Here is a 19,915-nt window from a genome sequence, read left to right as displayed (position 1 = left end):
AAAAAGATATGAGCGCGATAAAAGAATTTAACGATCTGAACGGTAAGGAAGTCTCCCGGGTATATTTAACCGGTTTGATCAGCCGCGGCCGGAAAGAAAAAAACACGGAAGTGGTTTCCCGATTATCCGGCTTACTGAAAAATAATCCAGGTATTGATCGATTTGTAATTAAAATCACAAATCAAATCAAAGAAAATCCGCCGGCTGAGAAAAATACAAAACCTAAGCTGGTTAACCATAAATCAGCATCAAAACAGCCTATCGCAAAACCATCGCGAAGGATTTTGAGAAAACCAAAACGAACCGGCTTAAACAGCCCGGAAGGCGTTCAAAATAGTAATCTGTCAGCACTTGAAAAAATGGGTTTTGTGATGGCCGATAAGGCTCCGGAAAAAGCTGAAGGCATTTTCCAATTACCAGGCGATATCGGAAAGTTTATACAAGAAATTCAGCCGCATAAAGCGCTTATCTTGATTAAAGGAACAAAGCATACATCCAAATCACAGCTGGCTATGCAAATTGCTAATGCATTTGGTGAAATGGGTGAACCGGTAGCGTATATCGATTATGAGCAAGGCGGTATGGACAGTAAAGACACAATTGCCAGTTTAAACCGAAATTCAACACCGGCCGGTCGAAAAAATATCGCCGTTATTGGGTTCCTTGAAAACCCGATGGTGGATTTGAAAAAATTTTGCGGACACTGTAAGGTGATTGTAGCGGATTCGGTAACAGATTTAGGAATTACTGCCGATCAACTTAACGAACTCCGGGTTAACTACCCAAAGGTAATTTGGGTTTTTATTAGCCAGGTTCGCGAAAACGGTCAAATGTATGGCGGAAACAAAATGGCTCACAATCCAACCGCTATTATTCAGTGTCACCCATCACCAAACCCGGAAGATAGATACGCAACACTTGAAAAAAACAGGGGAAATGATTTGAGTTTGAAATACTCCATTTTTCATAAAGCCCTCATTGTTCCTATTGATCCCAACCGAAAACTAACCTTTAATGTACAATAATATGACTAGACAGCAAAAAGAAAGAATTATCAAAGAGTTGGAAAAGAGTCCTGATTTCATCATTGCTCTTACCGATACACTTAGTACACCAACAAAAACAGTCATTGAATCAGTTGCCTATATGCATAAGGTAGATAAAAATAACAAGCTAGGATTGAAAACGTTTGAAGATGAAGTTGGTATCGGGTATGTAATTGAAAAAAAAATAACTAAAAAACCAAAACTTATGAAGTGGAAAGGACAAAGAAAATCTAAAAACGTAGAAGACCGTCGAACTACTAAGCCAGGACGAAAGGTTGTAACGTTAAAATCATTAGCTTCCGATTCTGAAAAGAAAAGAGCGGTCGCGAAAAAGAAAAAGGCCACCGGATTAAACGGGGCGACTTCAACAACTAAAACAGTGCGGGTTTCAAAAGCTGCCGGAACCAAGGCAAATGGAACGTTGAAAAAAGGCCACCGGTACGTAAAAGGTGGCGGAATCGTCAAAGTTACAAGCAAATAAACAGCCCGTATTATACGGGTTTTTTTATGTGTTTCCGGATTCGAGTCAAATAAGAAATGCCCCTATATAGGGGCATTTCTTATTTTCATATAGATAAAAACAAAGCATACCAAACCACATTAAACAAATATAGTTATATCAAATGTTAAATAGCATTATTTAACATTTTCCGTTTCTTTCCATTGCGGGTGCTTGATTTTATCCAAAAACACGATAATACAAAATAATACAATTTGTATTTGCATAATAATACAAAAATAAAAACATATAATTATTTGATTTTCAATATTTTAAAATTAAAAAATACGGATAATACAAATAATACACTTTTTTCAAACTCATATACACCTAGCAGAAAAATAAAACAAATTTACTGGGCTTACAGCATTTTTCTAGCAAAATTCAATTTTTGCTTTTTTTATTTCAGCTACTCCGCCTTTTCCTCTCTCCGTATATAATTCTGTTATTTTTATGTCGTGATGGCGTGCTTGATCACGAATTTTAATTGCCGGAACTCCAGCGTTAAACAAATCTGTTATTCCTGTGTCTTTTAATGAGTAGAACTGAATAGAATCCGGAAGCCTGGCTATATCTCTAACACGCTCCCATTTGTCATTTAGCTTCCTAACAGACAATTTCTTTTTGCCCGGCCTAAAATCATCACTGGAGAATAAATAGTCATTTTTGTTAGCCCTTTTAATATGATCAATTAAAAGCTTTAACATTGGATCCGGAATTGTCACATACTCATCTTTCTTATTTTTCGAAACATCACCAGGAATAAATAACGTACTGTTTATTATGCTTATCATTCCGACTTTCAATTTTGTTAGTTCGGTATTCCGAACTAAACAATAATAAGTTGTCATTCCTAAACAAGCATATTCTTTCCCGATCTGATTCATAGCATCAATAATTCTTTTCTTTAACTTATCAGGGATGGGCGTTCTTTTTTTCTTACCAACTTTTAATTGTGAAATTCCAACCGTAGGATTTTCTTTTAAAATCCCTTGATTTACAAAATAGGTACATAACAGCCTCAAAAAAGCAAGATGATTATTTCTTGTAACCGGTGCTACGGCTCGATCCAAATAAATCCAATCAATGTATTTTACACAAAAAGCCTTATTAATTTCCATTGCAAAGGATATTTCTATATTTTTTTTCTCAACAAACTCCTTTATAAGGTTAATGTTGGAATTATATGTACGCTGCGTATCTGGACGCATAACATTATCTTTTATTTGTTTTTTAACGTATTTAACGAAATCATCTAAAGCCTCGGTAAAAGGCTTGTAATTGTTCCCACTCTCTAGCGCAGGCGTCCATCCTTCAGATAGGTCTGTATTAATATCATGAACCATTTTTTTTGCAAAACGCGTCCTGACCGTTTTGCCTTGCATTACAGGTACGCGAACACGATATCTGTCCAAGTTTCCTGTAATAGGGTTTTTTGCGTAATAAACAATAATCCAATCTTTTCCGATTCGAAGTTCCGCCGGCCGGTAGTCTACAAAGGCCTTATATTGTACGCGGGAAGATTTTTTTTGACTTGTAAGCATTTTTTTATTAGGCTAAAAAACAAGCTGTTTTATAACCGTAAAATGCGTGACACAAATCTGACACAGTAGTATAATAAAAAAAATAAGGGGTTCCCGTATTTTACTGGTATTCCCGTATTTTTAAGCGGAGAAAGAGGGATTCGAACCCCCGGACCTGTTACAGTCAACAGTTTTCAAGACTGCCGCAATCGACCACTCTGCCATTTCTCCAATATGTCACAACCATTTCCTGATTGCGGTTGCAAATATAACAAGCTTTTTCGTATCTGCAAATCTTTATGACTAAAAAAAGTAAACTTTTTATAACAATAACTTAATTCACTCAAAATCAAAATACAATTAGTAAAAATAAACATATAATCAGTTCTGCAAATTCATTACTATATTACCTTTGAAAATCGCAACGAACGTTTTTTTTCTTCCGGAGTTTATTTTAACTTTAACACAATGTATTATAAAACATTTGATCCGACTCCGGAGTTACGCGAACTTATAAAATGTTACTGGATTCTGGAAAGCCCTGAAGAAGCTGTCCCGGAACGACAAACCATTGTTCCCGACGGTTGTATGGAAATGATTTTCCATTATGGCGATTTATACCGACAATACCTCGCTGATGGAAGCAATATTGTCCAACCACGATGTTTTGTAATCGGGCAACTCACCCAACCGTTGGAAATTGAACCCACCGGTACAACCGGAATTTTTTCGGTTCGTTTTCATCCGGGCGGTTTTCTTCCCTTTGCTAACCTTCCGATTCGGGAAATGGAAAACACCGCCGTTTCGCTGGAACAACTATTTGGTAACGACGGACTCGAAATGGAGCAAAAAATCCTGAATACTCCATCGGTAACAGAACGCATTCAACATATTGAACGCTTTTTGCTGGATCGGCTAACCGATGCGAAAACCATCGATCGGATTATCAAGACTACGGTTGAAACGATTTTAACCGCTAACGGTCAGCTAACCATTGAAGCCGTTTCCAAACAAACCCATGCCAATCGCCGACAACTGGAACGCAAGTTTGCTACCACTATAGGACTCAGTCCCAAACAACTTTCTAAAATGGTACGCCTACAGGCCACACTTAAAATGATGCTTAACAATCAATTTACCAGCCTTACTACCCTGGCCTACGAAAATGAATATTATGATCAGGCACATTTTAGTAAAGATTTTAAAGAACTAACCGGATTTACACCAAAAGAATTTTATGGTGATCAGCTAAAAATGTCTGCTCTTTTTTATGGAACGGAATAGCACTGTCGCATTTTTACAATTTTATAATTATCGTATAGTGCAACTTTGCAGGACAACAAAACCATTAGTAGTATGAAAACAAAATTGCCATTACTGTTTGCCGCTCTTATGCTTTTAGGAGCCTGGACTCAGGAATCAACCGATATCAAAAAAGCCGATTGGATTATTGGCACTTGGGAAAACAAAACGCCTAAAGGAAGCCTCTATGAAACCTGGCGTAAAATTAACGATCATGAATACCGTGGTAAAAGTTATATATTACAGGGAAAAGATACAGTCGTTTTTGAAACGATTCAACTTGTACAGGAAGGTCCTAACCTATTTTACATTCCGACAGTTAAGGATCAGAACAATAACCAACCGGTGCATTTTATTGCGAAAACAAGCTCCGCAACACAATTGATTTTTGAAAACCGACAACACGATTTCCCACAAGTGATCACGTACACAAAAACGGGTACCGATGCGCTAACTGCCGAGATATCCGGTACCAAAAACGGACAGGAACGCAGGCAGTCCTTTCCAATGAAACGGATAAAATAAAAAAGCGTTCTTATGGAACGCTTTTTTATCTAGTATTCAAAATTATAGATCGTCAATATGATTTAGAAGTTGATCAACCTCATCGATGGTATTAAAATAATGCGGTGAAATCCGTACAACGCCTTTTATTCCTTTTTTATCAAAATCAATAACACCGGATTCACGAGCACTGATACTGCAATACACCTCCCTTTTTAACAACTCCTCTTTTAACGTTAGAATTGGTTTTTCCCCTTTTGTAAATGTCAGGATATTGCACGTCACAGAACCCTGATCAAAAGTTGCTACTCCGGGTATGGTCGCGATATTTTTCCGAAGATATGTCATTAATTGATCATTATAAGATTGAATGTTTTCTATGCCGAGGCCTTTCTGATAACGAATAGCTTCTTTTAAGCCCAATAATAAGGCATACGGAAGTTCCCAATACTGAAAACGTTTTCCCTGTTCGATTAGTTCAAATGTATCTTCCGAGCGCCAGATCGCTCCGGCTCCATCGATAAAAAGCGGGTAACTTCCCCGATCCAGCATTCGATCTGAAATATATAAAAATCCCGTACCTCTTGGTCCGCGTAGAAATTTCCGCCCGGTAACACTCATAAAATCACATTTTATTTTGGCTACCGAAACCGGCAACTGTCCAACCGACTGACAAGCATCCAATAAAAAGGTCAGTCCTTCGCGTTCACAGATTTCGCTCACTTTTTCGACATCCTGAACAAGACCTGAATTGGTGGGTATATGCGTTACACAAACCAGTTTTGGCTTTTTTATAGCGATAAGGCGTTCAAAATCTTCAAAATCGATATCGCCATTTTCTGTATTTCGTACCTTTTTAATCGCAATTCCAAATCGTTTTTGTAGTGACAAAAACTGCATTTGATTGGTTACATAATCATCGGCAGTGGTCAGAATTACATCGTCTTTTTGAAAATCGATCGCCGATAGCGCTTTAGCATAGGCATCGGTCGCGCTATGCGCAAAAGCAATATTATGAGGTTTGGCTTCGATTAATTCGGCTACTTCGTTATAAAACTGTTGGATTTCGGCGCTATTCCGATCGAAAGCTGCATAGCCACCGTATTTTTCTTCTTCAATAAGATATTCCTGAATTTTCGCCATAACCGGTTTGGGCATTAGCGAGGCACCGGCGTTATTAAAATATAATTTATCAAGACAATTGGGCGTGTCTTTTCGAATCTGATCCAGATTTAAGTTGGTATTATAAAGCATTAGTATAGTCTAAAATCCCTTTAACAAAGGCATTATTTTTTAAGAAATTTATAAAACTGTTTTTCGGCTTCCATTTGAATCTGAACAAAATAAGTACCGGGAGCCAATTGTTCGGTATCGATTTGTACCGCTTCATCTGTTTTCGCAATAGCAACGCGCATTTGTTTTCCTAAAACATCAAACACCGTAATTTGATCAAAATCTATGGCCGTCATATAAATCCGATCGGTAGCCGGATTCGGATACATCCGGATCTGTTTTTTAGTAAAATCCGTGTTGGATAATGCCGTAACTGTAAGCGTTTGTGTGTTTGTAGTATTCGTATTACAGGCATTGGTTGTCAGACTAACCGTATAGGTGCCATTGGCCTGATAGGTATGCTGCGGATTTTGTATAGTTGCTGTTGCTCCGTCTCCGAAATTCCAAAGATAGGTTGTCGCAGTCGGATTTAGCGAGTCAAATTTATAGGTTCGGTTTTGAAGATCGTCCCATTTGAAATCGGATGGATTGTCATGCACTCCAACAAACCAGGTACCAAGATGATCAAACACAATATTTTTTACAATTCCTTTGATCATATTGGCATCGTCTTGCGACAAATCACCGATAAACGATGTTAATGTGGGATCCTTTTTAAAAAAAATGGTGTAAAATGTAAACGCGGCCGCCATCGAACCGATATAGGATGGATGTGAGTTGTCTTCGATATACAACTCCATACCCGGGTTTTGTTCCCGGATAGCCCGCCAGACTTTTGATACTGGTGAAATCAGACTTTTATTATCGGTTGCCATTTTCATATACGAGGTATACAGAGCGTTGTCCATTCCTTCATAGGTACACAACTGTGGGAGTCCGTTGTTACAGTTTTGCTCATCGCCATACTTACGTCCCCAGGTCATATAAAAAACCGCAGAACCACACGGATTGGCTGTTTTAAACGCATCGACCAATTGCCGGGCATACGGATATACCATATTGGCCACCTGTTGCTGCGGAAACGACGGCAATTGACTTTGTTCCTGTAAAACCACATGATCCCAGTTCCCTTCGGCGATTTTATTCAACACCGTAGGATTGGCAGCATGCTGTTGAAAACGCGAACCGCCGGGCGTATGACTGTCATATTCTAAATGATCATTTGTAGATTGTGCTATTTTTTGGATTAATTCCGGCAGGTTATTATAATAGGTGTAACTATTCCCTACAAAATAAACCCTTTTGGTTGTCTGTGCATAACTCCAGGTTATCCACAACAAACACACGATAAGCAAGCCTTTAAATTTCATGGTTTTACCGAATTATAATTATCTCAAATAATGTAAACAATCCTTAAATACTATATACGAATATACTTAAGTATTCTGACATTTTTAATAAATCATCACTTCAAGTAATAAAAATAGTAATTCCTATAATTAAAAAGCCTCCGGGACGATCCCGGAGGCTTTAACCTCACTAACTATCAACAAAATTTAATAATCGCCCTTTCAGGCGGAATATTTAATTCCATCCACCTCCTAATGCGCGGTATATGTTTACCATCGCATTCATTTGCTTCATCTTCGTTTCAATCAGGTCAAATTTGGATTCCAGAGCGTCACGTTGGGTCATCAAGACTTCCATATAATCGGCTCTTGCCGAACTGAAAAGATCATTTGAAATTTCAATCGACTGGTTTAAGGCTTCCACCTGTTTGGATTTCAGGTCGAAGGTTTTTTCCGTATTGCTGATCTTAGCCAATTGGTTGGCCACTTCGATGTAAGCATTTAAAAGCGTACGTTCGTAATTATACACCGCCTGAATTTGTTTGGCATTGGCAGTATAATACGCCGCTTTTATAGCATTCCTGTTAATTAACGGCGCGGCAAGATCGCCGGCCAACGAATACAACAGGGATTCCGGTTTAATTAAATAACTTGGATTAAACGCCTGATAACCGATACCGGCCGAAATCCCCAAAGACGGATAAAACCGGGCTTTGGCCACTTTAATATCTAATTTGGCGGCAACAAGATCCAATTCGGCTTGTTTGACATCCGGACGGTTTTCCAATAATTGCGACGGAATTCCGGAATGAATCACATTTGGTACCAAACCACTAAACGTAGCGGTACTTCGTTCAACCGGTTGCGGGAAACGACCTACCAAAAAGTTGATTTTATTTTCCGTTTCCGTGATTCGCTGTTGAATATCGAATTGCAGACTTTTGGTATTTAAAACCTGTGCCTCGAATCGGCGTACGGCTAATTCGTTCACACGGGCTGCCTGTTTTTGTAATTTTACAATTTCCAGTGCATTTCCCTGGATTTCGATATTCTGTTTTACAATAGCCAACTGATTGTCCAAAGCCAATAATTCGTAATAGGAATTAGCAATTTCGGCGATCAGATTGGTCACGGTAAAGTTTTTACCTTCTACTGATGCCAGGTATTTGCTTACAGCTGCTTTTTTGGCATTATGTAGCTTATTCCAGATATCCAGTTCCCAGGTAGCATACGCTCCGATGGAATAATCCTGTAGCGGTTCCGGCATTTCTTTTCCGGGTTTGATCTCGGTATTGGCTTCCATCGCACCGATGTTTGTAAAACGGGCTACTTTATCGAAACCGGCCGAACCTTTTAATCCGATAAACGGCAGGTATTCTCCTTTTCGCGCCCGGATTTCGTTACGACTGATTTCAATCTCCTGCATTGTAATATTCAACTCCTGATTCTTTACCAATGCCGTATCGATAAGCGCTACCAGGTATTTATCGGTAAAATATTCCTTCCATTTCATTTTTCCGGTATTCACCGAATCCTGTACTGCTGTTGTGTTATAGGCAGCCGGAACGTTTTTATTTTCCGATCTACCCAAGGTTGCAGGGGCTTTACACCCCGCAACCGTTAGTAGTAAACTGCTTACTCCTATACCTATATATAAATTTAATCGCTTACTCATTTTCTTGTTCCTCTTTTGTAAAATTATCTATCTGATGTACAAATTCGTGTGATAAAGAACTGTCTTCTTCATCGCGTATCAATTTTCTACCCGCTGCCAGTGAGCCGAAAATATAATACAATCCCGGTACGATAATTACCCCGAAAACGGTTCCGAAGAGCATTCCTCCAAGTGCTGCAGAACCCAGTGTTCGGTTACCGATAGCTCCGGCTCCACTGGCAAGCATCAACGGAATTAATCCGGCGATAAACGCAAACGAAGTCATCAGGATCGGTCGGAAACGCACTTTGGCACCTTCGATTGCCGCTTCGAGTATTGTGGCACCTTCATGGTGCTTCTGGACGGCAAATTCGACGATTAGTACGGCGTTCTTACCGAGTAGTCCGACAAGCATGATCAATCCGATTTGCGCATAGATATCATTTTGAAGTCCCATCATTTTCAGTAATAAAAACGAACCGAAAACCCCAACCGGAAGCGAGAAAACAACCGCCAACGGAATGATAAAGCTTTCATATTGTGCCGCTAAAACGAAATAAACGAACGACAATACGATTAAAAAGATATAAATGGATTCATTTCCTTTACCGGCTTCGTCATACGAAAGTCCTTCCCACGCAATGTCATATCCTTTTGGCAATGATTTTTTAGCGACTTCACGAACCGCCTGAATGGCTTCGGCTGTCGTATATCCTTTTGCCGGAAGTCCCTGAATCGCAGCCGAGTTGTACATATTGTAACGGGTAATCTCATTTGGTCCCTGTGTTTTCTTCAATCGCATAAAGGCTGAATACGGTACCATTTCGCCATGATCATTTTTGATATACAGGTTTAAGATATCCGACGGAAGTCTTCTGAATTTAGGATCCGACTGTACGTATACTTTAAAGAAACGCTCGAATTTAATGAATCCCTGTTCGTAGGTACTACCAATTAAGATATCCAGATTTTCCATCGCTTTTCCGATAGATACCCCTTTTTGCATCGCCAACTGGTTATCGATTTCCAATTCATACTGCGGATAGTTGGCCGCGAAGAACGTAAACAAACCGGTTAATTCTTTACGTTTACCCAGATCTTCCATAAACTTCTTGTTTATTTTATCGAAGTCTTTGTAATCGACCGTGGTACTCTTATCCAAAAGACGCATTGAGAAACCACCCGACGAACCAAATCCCGGAATGGCCGGTGGTTCGAAAAACTCAATTTTCGCACCAAGTCCTTTGGTTTTTTCTTCCAACTCTTCCATGATTTCCGTAACCGTATGTTTTCTATCGGACCATTCTTTAAGGTTGATCAAACACGTACCGGCATTGGATCCCCTACCTTCTGTCATGATTTCATAACCTGCTAACGAGGATACCGATTCTACTCCATCCACATGTTCGCAAATCTTCTGTAAACGTTGTGAAACCTGATTGGTTGTTTCCAACGTCGATCCCGGAGGTGTCTGAATAATAGCATAGATTGTTCCCTGATCTTCACTTGGAATAAATCCGGACGGAAGAATCTTATTCACAAAGAAAGTACCGGCACAGAAGGCGATCAATACGCCAAATGTTAGCCATCTTCTACTTACAATCGATTTCAGCAGGCTTACATATTTACCGGTCATTTTATCAAAAACACGGTTAAAACTGTCCAAACTTTTGGTTAGTATGTTCTTTTTAACTTCTTTTCCGTGGTTATTTTTGAGCAACATCGCACACAACACCGGTGTTAACGTAAGCGCAATCAAGGCCGAAATTACAATCGAACTCGCCATCGTAATCGAGAACTGGCGGTAGAACGTTCCAACAGGACCGGACATAAAGGATATCGGTACGAATACAGACACCATTACAGCGGTAATAGCGATAATAGCACCACTAATTTCACCCAATACTAATTTCACCGCCTGATATGGCGTAATATGTGGGAATTCTTCAAATTTGGCATGGACTGCCTCGACGACGACGATCGCATCATCGACCACAATACCAATGGCCAGTACAAGGGCAAATAACGTTACAAGGTTGATCGAGATTCCGAAAAACTGAATGACAAAGAAGGCACCAATTAAGGAAACCGGAACCGCTAATATCGGAATCAGCGTAGAACGCCAGTCACCAAGGAAGATAAATACTACCAGAGCCACTAATATAAAGGCATCACGTAAGGTATCGACAACCTGTTCCATAGATGCATCCAGGAATTTCGATACGTCATAACTGATTTTATAATCCAATCCCGGAGGGAAGGTTTCTTTCATTTCCTCCAACTTGGCTTTTACCTGTTTGATTACATCGTTGGCGTTACTACCGTAGTTTTGTTTTAATACGATTGAAGCCGAAGGATGTCCGTCTAAATTGGAATAGATATCGAAAAATTCACTACCCAGTTCCGCTCGTCCGATATCTTTTAATCGGATACTTTCACCATCTGCATTGGCCCGGATAATTACATTTTCATATTCCGATGGTTCGCTATATCGTCCTTTATAGGTTAAAACGTATTCCAGGGATTGTGCCTGAATACCGGAACTTTGTCCGATACGTCCCGGACGTCCCACGATACTCTGTTCGCCCAGTGCTTTCATTACTTCATCTACCGAAACATTGTACGCTCGCATACGATCCGGATTTAACCAGATACGCATGGCGTAGGTTCTACTTCCTAATATCTGAGATCGGGCAACTCCTTTAATCCTGTTAATTTCAGGAAGCATTTTTACGTTGGCATAATTGTACAGGAATTTTTCATCCATGTTTTTACCTTTCGCATATAGGTTGATGTACATCAACATACTCGGCTGAATAGGTGTGATTACCACCCCTTCCCGTTGTACCAGTTCGGGTAGTAACGGCATTACCTGATCCACCCTTGTTTTGACCCTCACAACCGCCTGATTCGGGTCGGTACCCGGTTCGAAGATGATTCTTAAAGTCGCTTCACCGGCACTGGTTGCATCGGTTGCCATATAACGCATGTCCTGAACCCCGTTAATAGCATTTTCCAATGTTATCAGTGTTGATTTCACCAATACGTCTGCACTGGATCCCGGATAAGCGATAAAAATATTTACTGTTGTTGGCGCAATATCTGGAAATTGCGATGTTGGCAACTGTTTAATTGCCAGGGAGCCCATAAAGACAATCATAATCGAAATTACAATCGCAAATACAGGTCTATGTATAAATTTACTAAACATGTTTTCTCTTTTTAGTTATTCGATTATTCTGCATATAGCTCTAAATGCGACATAACATATTCAGGCTTCTCTAATTTGTAGTTGATTTTTTCATTCTCTTTTACGAGACGTATTCCTTCGATAAGTACTTTATCATTTAGCGACAAGCCGCTTTTAATCACGAAAATATGTGGTAATTCTGCAGCGATTTGAATTTCTCTTGATCGCAATACATTGTCTTTATCCACTACGTATACATACTTTTTGTCAAGAACTTCAAAAGTTGCTTTTTGCGGAATCAGAATCGCATTTTTAAGTGGAATTCCCATTTTGATGTTACCGGTTTCTCCGTGACGTAACAATCCTTTAGGGTTCGGGAATGTTGCTCTGAAGGCAATGTTTCCGGTTTCATTATTAAATTCACCTTCAATAGTTTCTACCACACCTGAATGGTCAAACATTTTATTATTTGCCATTAATAAGTTTACTTTTGGAGCACTATCGCTTTTTACTTTCGCTTTATAATCCAGATATTCGGCTTCGGGTACATTATAATACACCCACATTTTACTGTTGTCCGAAAGATTGGTTAACAGATCACCTTCGTCTACAAGACTTCCCTGTCTTACATGAAAACGGTCGATGATCCCGTCGAACGGCGCACGGATTTCGGTAAATCCAAGGTGTACCTGCGTTAGCGCTAATTCGGCTTTGGCTTTATCTAGTTTCGCTTTCGCCATAGCCAATTCATTTGGTGCTACCACATTTTTATCGGCAAGTCGTTTGGTATTTTTATATTCGATTTCAGCAAAACTGGCTTCAGCAGCTGCTTTTTGTGTTTCTGCCTGGTATAATTTTGGCATAATCTGGAATAACAATTGTCCTTTTTTCACAAATTGTCCTTCATCGACAAAAATTTTCTCCAGATATCCACGTTCCTGAGCTCTTAACTCGATATGTTGAATGGAATGAATCTGGGACACATAATCCTTTGTAATCATCGTATCCTTTTGAACAGGATTGGTTACCAGATATTTTACTTGATCTTCTTTTTCGGTTTCTTTTTTTGACGTACAGCCAATGGAACACAACAAGGTACATAACCCTGTGAGCATTAGGATTTTCTTCATAATGGTTTTGCTTTTAAGCAGTATAAAATTTTATTGATTTTTTAGTGTACGGGCATAGATATCCTTACTCCGAAACGGGCAAAAAAATCCCAGGAGCATGGTGCCGCAAAACAAATGTTAGTGGAGATAGCGTTTTAACGCCAATGGTGGTTTGGAATCAAATTCTGATAACGCGGAAGATGATAAATTTTTTGCAGGAAGGCAAAAACAAAAAAGGCTTACAAAGTTGTAAGCGCTTTTTTATAGTGTAGTAATCCCTAGCGGGTACTTGTGTGTATAATACGGTAGTAAAATAATTATTTAACTCCAACCATTTTTTAGAAGACGTCAGTTCATTTTCTTCGGTCTCATTATCGGTAGGATATGTTTTGTCATTTAATTTTTCTACATGACATGAAGTATAATTTGTGATATCACTAAGTGTACTGTATACACCAGCGTTCTGAAATTTTTCAGAATTCCCACTTGTTTCATAGCCCAAAAACTGCTGATGTGCCGTACGGGCAAAAAGCCCGACAGATCCGCTCAGCAGCACAAAACATAGCGCTATAAAAAGTCTAATTCTTAACTTCATAATAATGGATTCAAAATTATATAAAGTTGTGTATACAGACCTTTTAAGAAATGTTAAATTTTCAATAAAATAATACCTCCCAATCGAAGCTCTTTGTCCGGTTATTACATTTACAAACATCCTGAAATTTTTCGAATAACAGGTAAAAAATATACCTTTTCAAAAACAGTAACAGTTAATCAATAAAGAACTCTATTTCAACACTTTTAATTCTCATTGATTAGCTGTTTAACTGCTTTAATTCTTAAAAAAACATTTCATCTGAAACAATACCGACTACCATTATAATAGCCACCAGTTTCGGATTCAAAACTTTTATTTACCCTTTGTATGTATTTTTCACTACATAGTTTTTTCGAAACTCGTCCAGTTTTTTAGGACTTCTGTTAATTAATCGTTCGTTTAAGGCCACTTCAATGTCTGACATACGATAAAGACATTTCCCTCTTAATTTTGTATAAGGTAGTAATTCGTCCTTACGCAAACGTTGTAATGTTTTTGTACTAATATGGAACAATTGACATACATCATAATTGTCCATCCATATTTCATCTTGTTCTTTTACCTGTTTTGGCTTTGTGTCGTATCCTTTGATGTATTCCTCTATTTTCGCAATTTTTGCTAATAGCATCTGATACGCTTTGCTTTCTAAAGTAACTAACTCCATAATTTTCTGTTTTTTCAATAAAAAATAAAAGATCGTTTCCATTAACGTTTTCTAAAATTATCCCGTTTTTTTTATTCTGATAGTCTATTTGGCTCTTTATTAGTATGTTTTGACCTATAATTCCTTTTTTTAAAACTTGTGATTATTCTTTCATTTTCTCAAAAAGCAAACTATTAAATTGATACAAAAAATCACTTTTATACGCTTCTTTTTAAATAATAATCACATTTTTCAATTCTTTACTTTTAAATCGTTAAAGCTGTAGGAAGTGTATTTCGTGTAATCCGAAATTGTTTCTTTTGGGATTTCTATTCCGGAAAACCTGATATCTCTTCTACCCGCTGGCGTTCGGTATCCGATCATAAAAACCGCGTGTATTATTTTGAAACAGTTCTAACGCCAACTAGCTTTTGGGTTGACTTAAAGGAAATCGACTTTGGTGAAAAAGCAGCCGTTAGAAAATATAAAGTCTGTATTTAACAAATAACACCAATGCCCTTTTTATCCATAAGAATGATTTGTTTATCCATATAGTCACTCAACGTGATTAAAAAAATTGCCTTTTTGGGTCATTTTGAGAAAACAATACACATTAATTCTGCTCCAATTGGAAGTATTCGATTTTAACCAATTCGCCTGCTTAACAATTACATCATGTATAGTATAATTACTAAAAAACACAAATAATTCGCATTACGCCTACACTTAAACCGAAAAATGTGTCATTTCATTTAACAAATAATTTAAACCGGTAACATTCTGTTTAATAAAGAATAACCTACAGCTTACCATAACACAATCTTAGAAACGGCAATTTTTAACACCTAGCCTCTATGTTTGTATTGTATTGATAATCAATAGTACAACCAAATCTTTTAATTTATGAAAACACATTTACACAAGACAATTGGCAATGCCGGTCTTCTGTTTACGGCCTTAATGGCCTCGACAGTGATGTGGGGTCAGGTTACCTTACCGGGAACTTCGCCTTACTCAGAAAATTTCAACACCACACCAGGTGCAACCGGAACTACGTATCCTACTGGATGGACTTCGTATAACGGTACGGCTGTGGACAATGCCATGACAGTGGGTAATGCCACTTCTAATGGAGGTGCTAACTACAACTACGGATCAAAAATTGGTATCCTTGGTTCTGGAAGTGCTTTTGTACCGGGATCAATTGTATTGCGACTAACCAATACAACCGGTAAATCGAATTTAAAAATTTCGTATGATGTAATCAAAATCAGAGAGCAAGCCCGTAGCAACTCTTTCGATCTTGAAATCAGTACGACCTCAGCTACCAGCGGATTTACAGCTGTAAGCGGAGGAGCTTATGCATCCGGTACACTTGCAGAAGGTACTGTAACCAATTACACGAATATTGATCTTTCTGCCATCGACAATAACTCCGGAAACGTATGGATCCGTTGGAAATACGATGAAATCAGCGGATCAGGTAGTCGTGATGGTATTGCTTTAGACAATGTAGTGGTATCATGGGCTGATGCTCCAACAGTAACTACTGTAGCTGCTTCAGCAATTACAGCGTCTTCAGCTACACTTAACGGTACGCTTAACGCCAATGGAACAACATCTTCTGCTTCTTTTAACTGGGGAACTTCTTCAGCTTACGGAAACAGTATTGCAGCTACTCCATCATCTGTAAGTGGAACTACTGCAATTGGAATCAGTGCTGTATTAAACACTTTATTACCGAATACACAGTATTTCTTCAGAGCTGTTGGAACAGCTGGAAGTGCTGTTTCTAACGGAACAGGTGCTAACTTCTATACTGCTGCCAATGTTCCGGGAATTTTAACAGTGAACAATCCTGGAATTTACACTTTGGATATCACGGTAAACGCTACAACACAGAACAACAACCCTGCAGTTACTACCTATGCAATCCGTGAAATCAACGGAAGTTATGTACAGGCTAACGGTACTTTAGGTGTGAATCCTGTTTGGAGAACCGCTGCTCAATGGGGAACTATTACAGTAACAGGTCTTGCCGACAATACCGCTTATACTTTTGGTGTGAAAGCCAGAAATCAGGCTACTCCGGCAGTAGAAACTATCTTTAGTGCCGATGTTACTGCCAGTACTTTAGTAAATACTTTACCGACATTAACCGTTGGTACGATCCGTACGTTTGGAGAAGTTTGTGTGAATCAGTTCTCAGAAGTACGTAACTTTATCGTAGAAGGAATCAACATGACTACAGCTCCGCTAGTAGTAGGTCCTTTAGCCGGATATGAGTTTTCAGAAACGGCAACAGGTCCTTTTTCTGCTACTTTATCTATCGCTCAGGCAGGTGGTACACTTAATCAGACCGTATACATCCGTTTTGCTCCAACTACTACCGGTGCACACAACGGAAACATTGCTATCGTTGGTGGTGATGCTCCGGCTGTTGCTATTGCAGCTAGCGGAACAGGAATCAACACGCAATCGTCTATCACTACAATCGAAGCAGGTGCTTTATCTGCTGCTACTGCCAAAGTTACATCTGAAGTAAGTGCTGAAGGATGTTCGACAGTAACAGAAAGAGGAATTGTTTATAGTACATCGGCTAACCCGGTAATCGGTGGAACCAATGTAATCAAGGTTACAGATGCCGGAACCGGTATCGGAAATTATGTTACCAGCTTATCTGGTTTAATTGGAGGTACAGTGTACTATACAAAAGGATACAGTGTTAATAACGGTGGAACTACCTACGGTCAGGAATTGACTTTCACTACAGCTCCGGTTATTGCTCCTGTTGCTACAGATGCAACTAACGTAACACACAATAGTTTTACTGCCAACTGGGACGCATCAGAAGGTGCAGCCAGCTACCGTCTTGACGTGAGTGAATCGGCTACTTTTGGTACTTCATCTCCGGCTACTGAACTTTTCTTCTCAGAATATGTAGAAGGTACATCAACTAATAAATATGTGGAAATCTATAACGGAACCGGTGCTGCTGTTAACTTATCAGACTACCGTGTACGTTTATATTCAAACGGAAGTACAAGTGCTTCAGGTTCTGCCAACGACGTACAATTATCCGGTACTTTAGCAAACGGAAGTACTATCGTTTTACGTAATTCAGGTGCTTCTATCTACTCAGGTGCAGCTACAGTGGTGGCTTCTGTTAACTTCAACGGTAATGATGCCGTAGCCCTTTACAAAGTTTCAACAAACGCTAACGTAGACATCATCGGAAGAATCGGACAAGATCCGGGAGCTGCCTGGACTAGTGGTTCATTAAGCACTCTTGATCAAACTTTAGTTCGTAAAGCATTTGTTACTTCAGGTGTAACGGTAAATCCAACTTCTGGATTCCCTACATTGGCTACAGAATGGGATGCTTTACCATTAAACGATGTGTCTAACTTAGGTACACACACTTTCGCAGGTATTGCTCCTTCATTTGTTGCCGGTTATGAAAACTTAACCGTAAACGCTACACAGCAAAACGTAACAGGTTTAACTCCTGAAAAACACTACTACTACCGTGTAAGAGCTGTTGCCGGAAACACAAGTGACAACTCAAACATTATCGAAGTAGTTACTATCGTAAATACACAACCTACATTCACGGTAACGGCATTGACTAACTTCGGTGAAGTTTGTATTAACGCTGTAAGTACTGTACAAAACTTTACTTTATCCGGAATCAACCTTACTACTGATGCTATCGAAGTAGGACCAGCTGCTGGTTTCACTTTTGCAACTGATGCTGCGGGACCATTTACATCGACTCTTTCATTAACACAAGCCGGAGGAACCTATTCTCAGGTTATCTATGTACGTTTTGAGCCTACAACTGTAGCTGCTTATAACGAAAACGTAACTATCGCTGGTGCTGGTACAGAAATCATCGTTGCTGCTGCCGGTACAGGTGTAAACAAAGTTGCTACTGTAGCTACTACAGCTACTGAGGTATTATCGGCTTATGCTGCAAAAGTATCTGCTGAGGTAACCAACGAAGGATGTTCAACTGTAATCGAAAGAGGTATTGTTTTCAGTACATTACCTTCACCTGAAATCGGAGGAACTGATGTTGTAGCCAGAGCTGATGACGGAACTGGAATTGGAGCCTATACAGTTAACATTTCCGATTTATACGGACAAACAGTATACTATACAAGAGCATATAGCGTAAACGCTGCTGGTGTAAGCTACGGTCAGGAATTGACTTTCACTACGGCTCCGGTACCGGCTCCTATTGCTACTGAGGCTACTGCTGTTACAGGAACTAGCTTTACAGCAAACTGGGATGAAGTTTTCGGTGCTGAAAGCTATCGCATTGACGTGAGTGAATCAGCTACATTTGGTTCTACTGCTCTTGCTACTGACTTATTCTTCTCCGAATATGTGGAAGGAACTTCTACAAACAAATATTTAGAAATCTATAACGGAACCGGTGCTGCTGTTAACTTATCAGACTACCGCGTACGTTTATATTCAAACGGAAGTACAAGTGCTTCAGGTTCTGCAAACGACGTACAATTATCCGGTACTTTAGCTAGCGGAAGTACAGTTGTAATCCGTAACTCAGGTGCTTCTATCTATTCTGGTACTGCTACTGTAGTTGCTTCGGTTAACTTTAACGGTAACGATGCTGTAGCGCTTTACAAAATTTCAACAAACGCTAACGTAGATATCATCGGAAGAATCGGTGAAGATCCGGGAGTGGCTTGGACAAGTGGTTCTTTAACTACACTTGACAAAACTTTAGTTCGTAAAGCTTCTGTAATTTCGGGAGTATCGGTAAATCCAACTTCAGGATTCCCTACATTGGCTACAGAATGGGATGTATTACCAGTAAATGATGTAACCAACTTAGGTACACATACTTTCTCTGGTTCAATTCCATCATTCTTACCAGGATATGAGAACGTAACTTCTTTTGGAGTTAGCTTACCGGTATCTGGATTAGTACCAAACAAAACGTACTACTACAGAGTAAGAGCAGTAGCTGGTAATACAAGTGGTAACTCAAACATCATCGATGTTACAACTGTTGAAACTGTAGCTAAAGCAGCTCAAAACCTTACTTTTGGTCAACCGGTTAATGCGATCACTATGTACAAACAAAACAATGTGATCAACGTTGTATCTTCTACAGATGCAATCCAGTCAGTAACTATTTTTGACCTATCTGGTAAAGTATTGTTCAACAACGATAACTTCAATGCTCAGGCAATTGCTATCGACAAATTAAACAACAATAACCAGGTGATCATCGTAAGAACTGTAACGGTTAACAATGAAGTGAAAACGCAGAAAATGCTTTTCTAATTTCAA

General features: G+C 39.2%; 13 protein-coding genes and 1 tRNA gene. 5 read left to right on the top strand and 9 right to left on the bottom strand.

Going from position 1 to position 19,915, the window contains the following annotated elements; translation table 11 throughout:
* Positions 1-8 precede the first annotated feature (8 nt).
* On the top strand, positions 9-1,025 hold the full coding sequence (locus AAFN64_RS09645; protein ID WP_347760266.1) for a hypothetical protein: 1,017 nt from the start codon (positions 9-11) through the stop codon (positions 1,023-1,025).
* Positions 1,015-1,527, top strand: coding sequence for a hypothetical protein (locus tag AAFN64_RS09640; protein WP_347760265.1), 513 nt, complete (start codon positions 1,015-1,017; stop codon positions 1,525-1,527). Before AAFN64_RS09645 ends, AAFN64_RS09640 begins: the two co-directional genes overlap by 11 nt.
* Positions 1,528-1,919: 392 nt before the next feature.
* Here AAFN64_RS09640 and AAFN64_RS09635 read toward each other — a convergent pair whose 3' ends face one another.
* Together AAFN64_RS09635 and AAFN64_RS09630 are read right to left on the bottom strand one after the other, a co-directional pair.
* Positions 1,920-3,089 carry a tyrosine-type recombinase/integrase gene (locus AAFN64_RS09635; protein ID WP_347760264.1) on the bottom strand — a complete coding sequence of 390 codons (1,170 nt, stop codon included), beginning with the start codon at positions 3,087-3,089 and terminating at the stop codon, positions 1,920-1,922.
* Positions 3,090-3,214: 125 nt separating this feature from the next.
* Positions 3,215-3,299, bottom strand: a tRNA-Ser gene (locus AAFN64_RS09630).
* A 237-nt stretch (positions 3,300-3,536) separates the two neighbouring features.
* On the opposite strand from AAFN64_RS09630, the gene AAFN64_RS09625 reads away from it, so the two are divergent.
* Both AAFN64_RS09625 and AAFN64_RS09620 read left to right on the top strand, forming a co-directional pair.
* Entirely contained in the window at positions 3,537-4,352 is an 816-nt protein-coding gene (locus AAFN64_RS09625) for a helix-turn-helix transcriptional regulator (RefSeq protein ID WP_347760263.1), read from the top strand.
* Between the two features lie 72 nt (positions 4,353-4,424).
* Positions 4,425-4,895 carry a DUF6265 family protein gene (locus AAFN64_RS09620; RefSeq protein ID WP_347760262.1) on the top strand — a complete coding sequence of 157 codons (471 nt, stop codon included), beginning with the start codon at positions 4,425-4,427 and terminating at the stop codon, positions 4,893-4,895.
* A 42-nt stretch (positions 4,896-4,937) separates the two neighbouring features.
* Here the strand turns inward: AAFN64_RS09620 and AAFN64_RS09615 are convergent, their stop codons facing one another.
* From AAFN64_RS09615 to AAFN64_RS09585, 7 genes are all read right to left on the bottom strand, one after another.
* A complete protein-coding gene (locus AAFN64_RS09615) occupies positions 4,938-6,128 on the bottom strand; it encodes an aminotransferase class V-fold PLP-dependent enzyme (protein ID WP_347760261.1) in 1,191 nt (396 codons plus the stop codon).
* 32 nt (positions 6,129-6,160) lie between these two features.
* Positions 6,161-7,417 (bottom strand): PKD domain-containing protein, encoded by a 1,257-nt coding sequence (locus AAFN64_RS09610; RefSeq protein WP_347760260.1) that lies wholly within the window; start codon positions 7,415-7,417, stop codon positions 6,161-6,163.
* A gap of 214 nt (positions 7,418-7,631) precedes the next feature.
* Positions 7,632-9,071: an efflux transporter outer membrane subunit gene (locus tag AAFN64_RS09605; RefSeq protein WP_300485172.1), complete on the bottom strand. Its 1,440-nt coding sequence runs from the start codon at positions 9,069-9,071 to the stop codon at positions 7,632-7,634.
* Complete coding sequence (locus AAFN64_RS09600; RefSeq protein WP_300485174.1) at positions 9,064-12,261, bottom strand: efflux RND transporter permease subunit; 3,198 nt, start codon at positions 12,259-12,261, stop codon at positions 9,064-9,066. Before AAFN64_RS09600 ends, AAFN64_RS09605 begins: the two co-directional genes overlap by 8 nt.
* Before the next feature lie 23 nt (positions 12,262-12,284).
* The gene (locus AAFN64_RS09595; RefSeq protein WP_300485176.1) at positions 12,285-13,370 is read right to left on the bottom strand and encodes an efflux RND transporter periplasmic adaptor subunit; all 1,086 of its coding nucleotides are present in this window, start codon (positions 13,368-13,370) and stop codon (positions 12,285-12,287) included.
* Positions 13,371-13,527: 157 nt separating this feature from the next.
* Positions 13,528-13,944: a hypothetical protein gene (locus tag AAFN64_RS09590; RefSeq protein WP_347760259.1), complete on the bottom strand. Its 417-nt coding sequence runs from the start codon at positions 13,942-13,944 to the stop codon at positions 13,528-13,530.
* A 319-nt stretch (positions 13,945-14,263) separates the two neighbouring features.
* Positions 14,264-14,611: a helix-turn-helix domain-containing protein gene (locus AAFN64_RS09585; protein WP_300485180.1), complete on the bottom strand. Its 348-nt coding sequence runs from the start codon at positions 14,609-14,611 to the stop codon at positions 14,264-14,266.
* An 882-nt stretch (positions 14,612-15,493) separates the two neighbouring features.
* On the opposite strand from AAFN64_RS09585, the gene AAFN64_RS09580 reads away from it, so the two are divergent.
* Positions 15,494-19,909 (top strand): lamin tail domain-containing protein, encoded by a 4,416-nt coding sequence (locus tag AAFN64_RS09580; protein WP_347760258.1) that lies wholly within the window; start codon positions 15,494-15,496, stop codon positions 19,907-19,909.
* The last annotated feature ends 6 nt before the right edge of the window (positions 19,910-19,915 follow it).

The sequence above is a fragment of the Flavobacterium sp. CAU 1735 genome, assembly GCF_039888695.1.
In the GTDB taxonomy this organism is placed as follows: Bacteria; Bacteroidota; Bacteroidia; order Flavobacteriales; family Flavobacteriaceae; genus Flavobacterium.
Note: the sequence above shows the minus strand (reverse complement) of the source record. Positions and strands in the feature narration are given on the sequence as shown.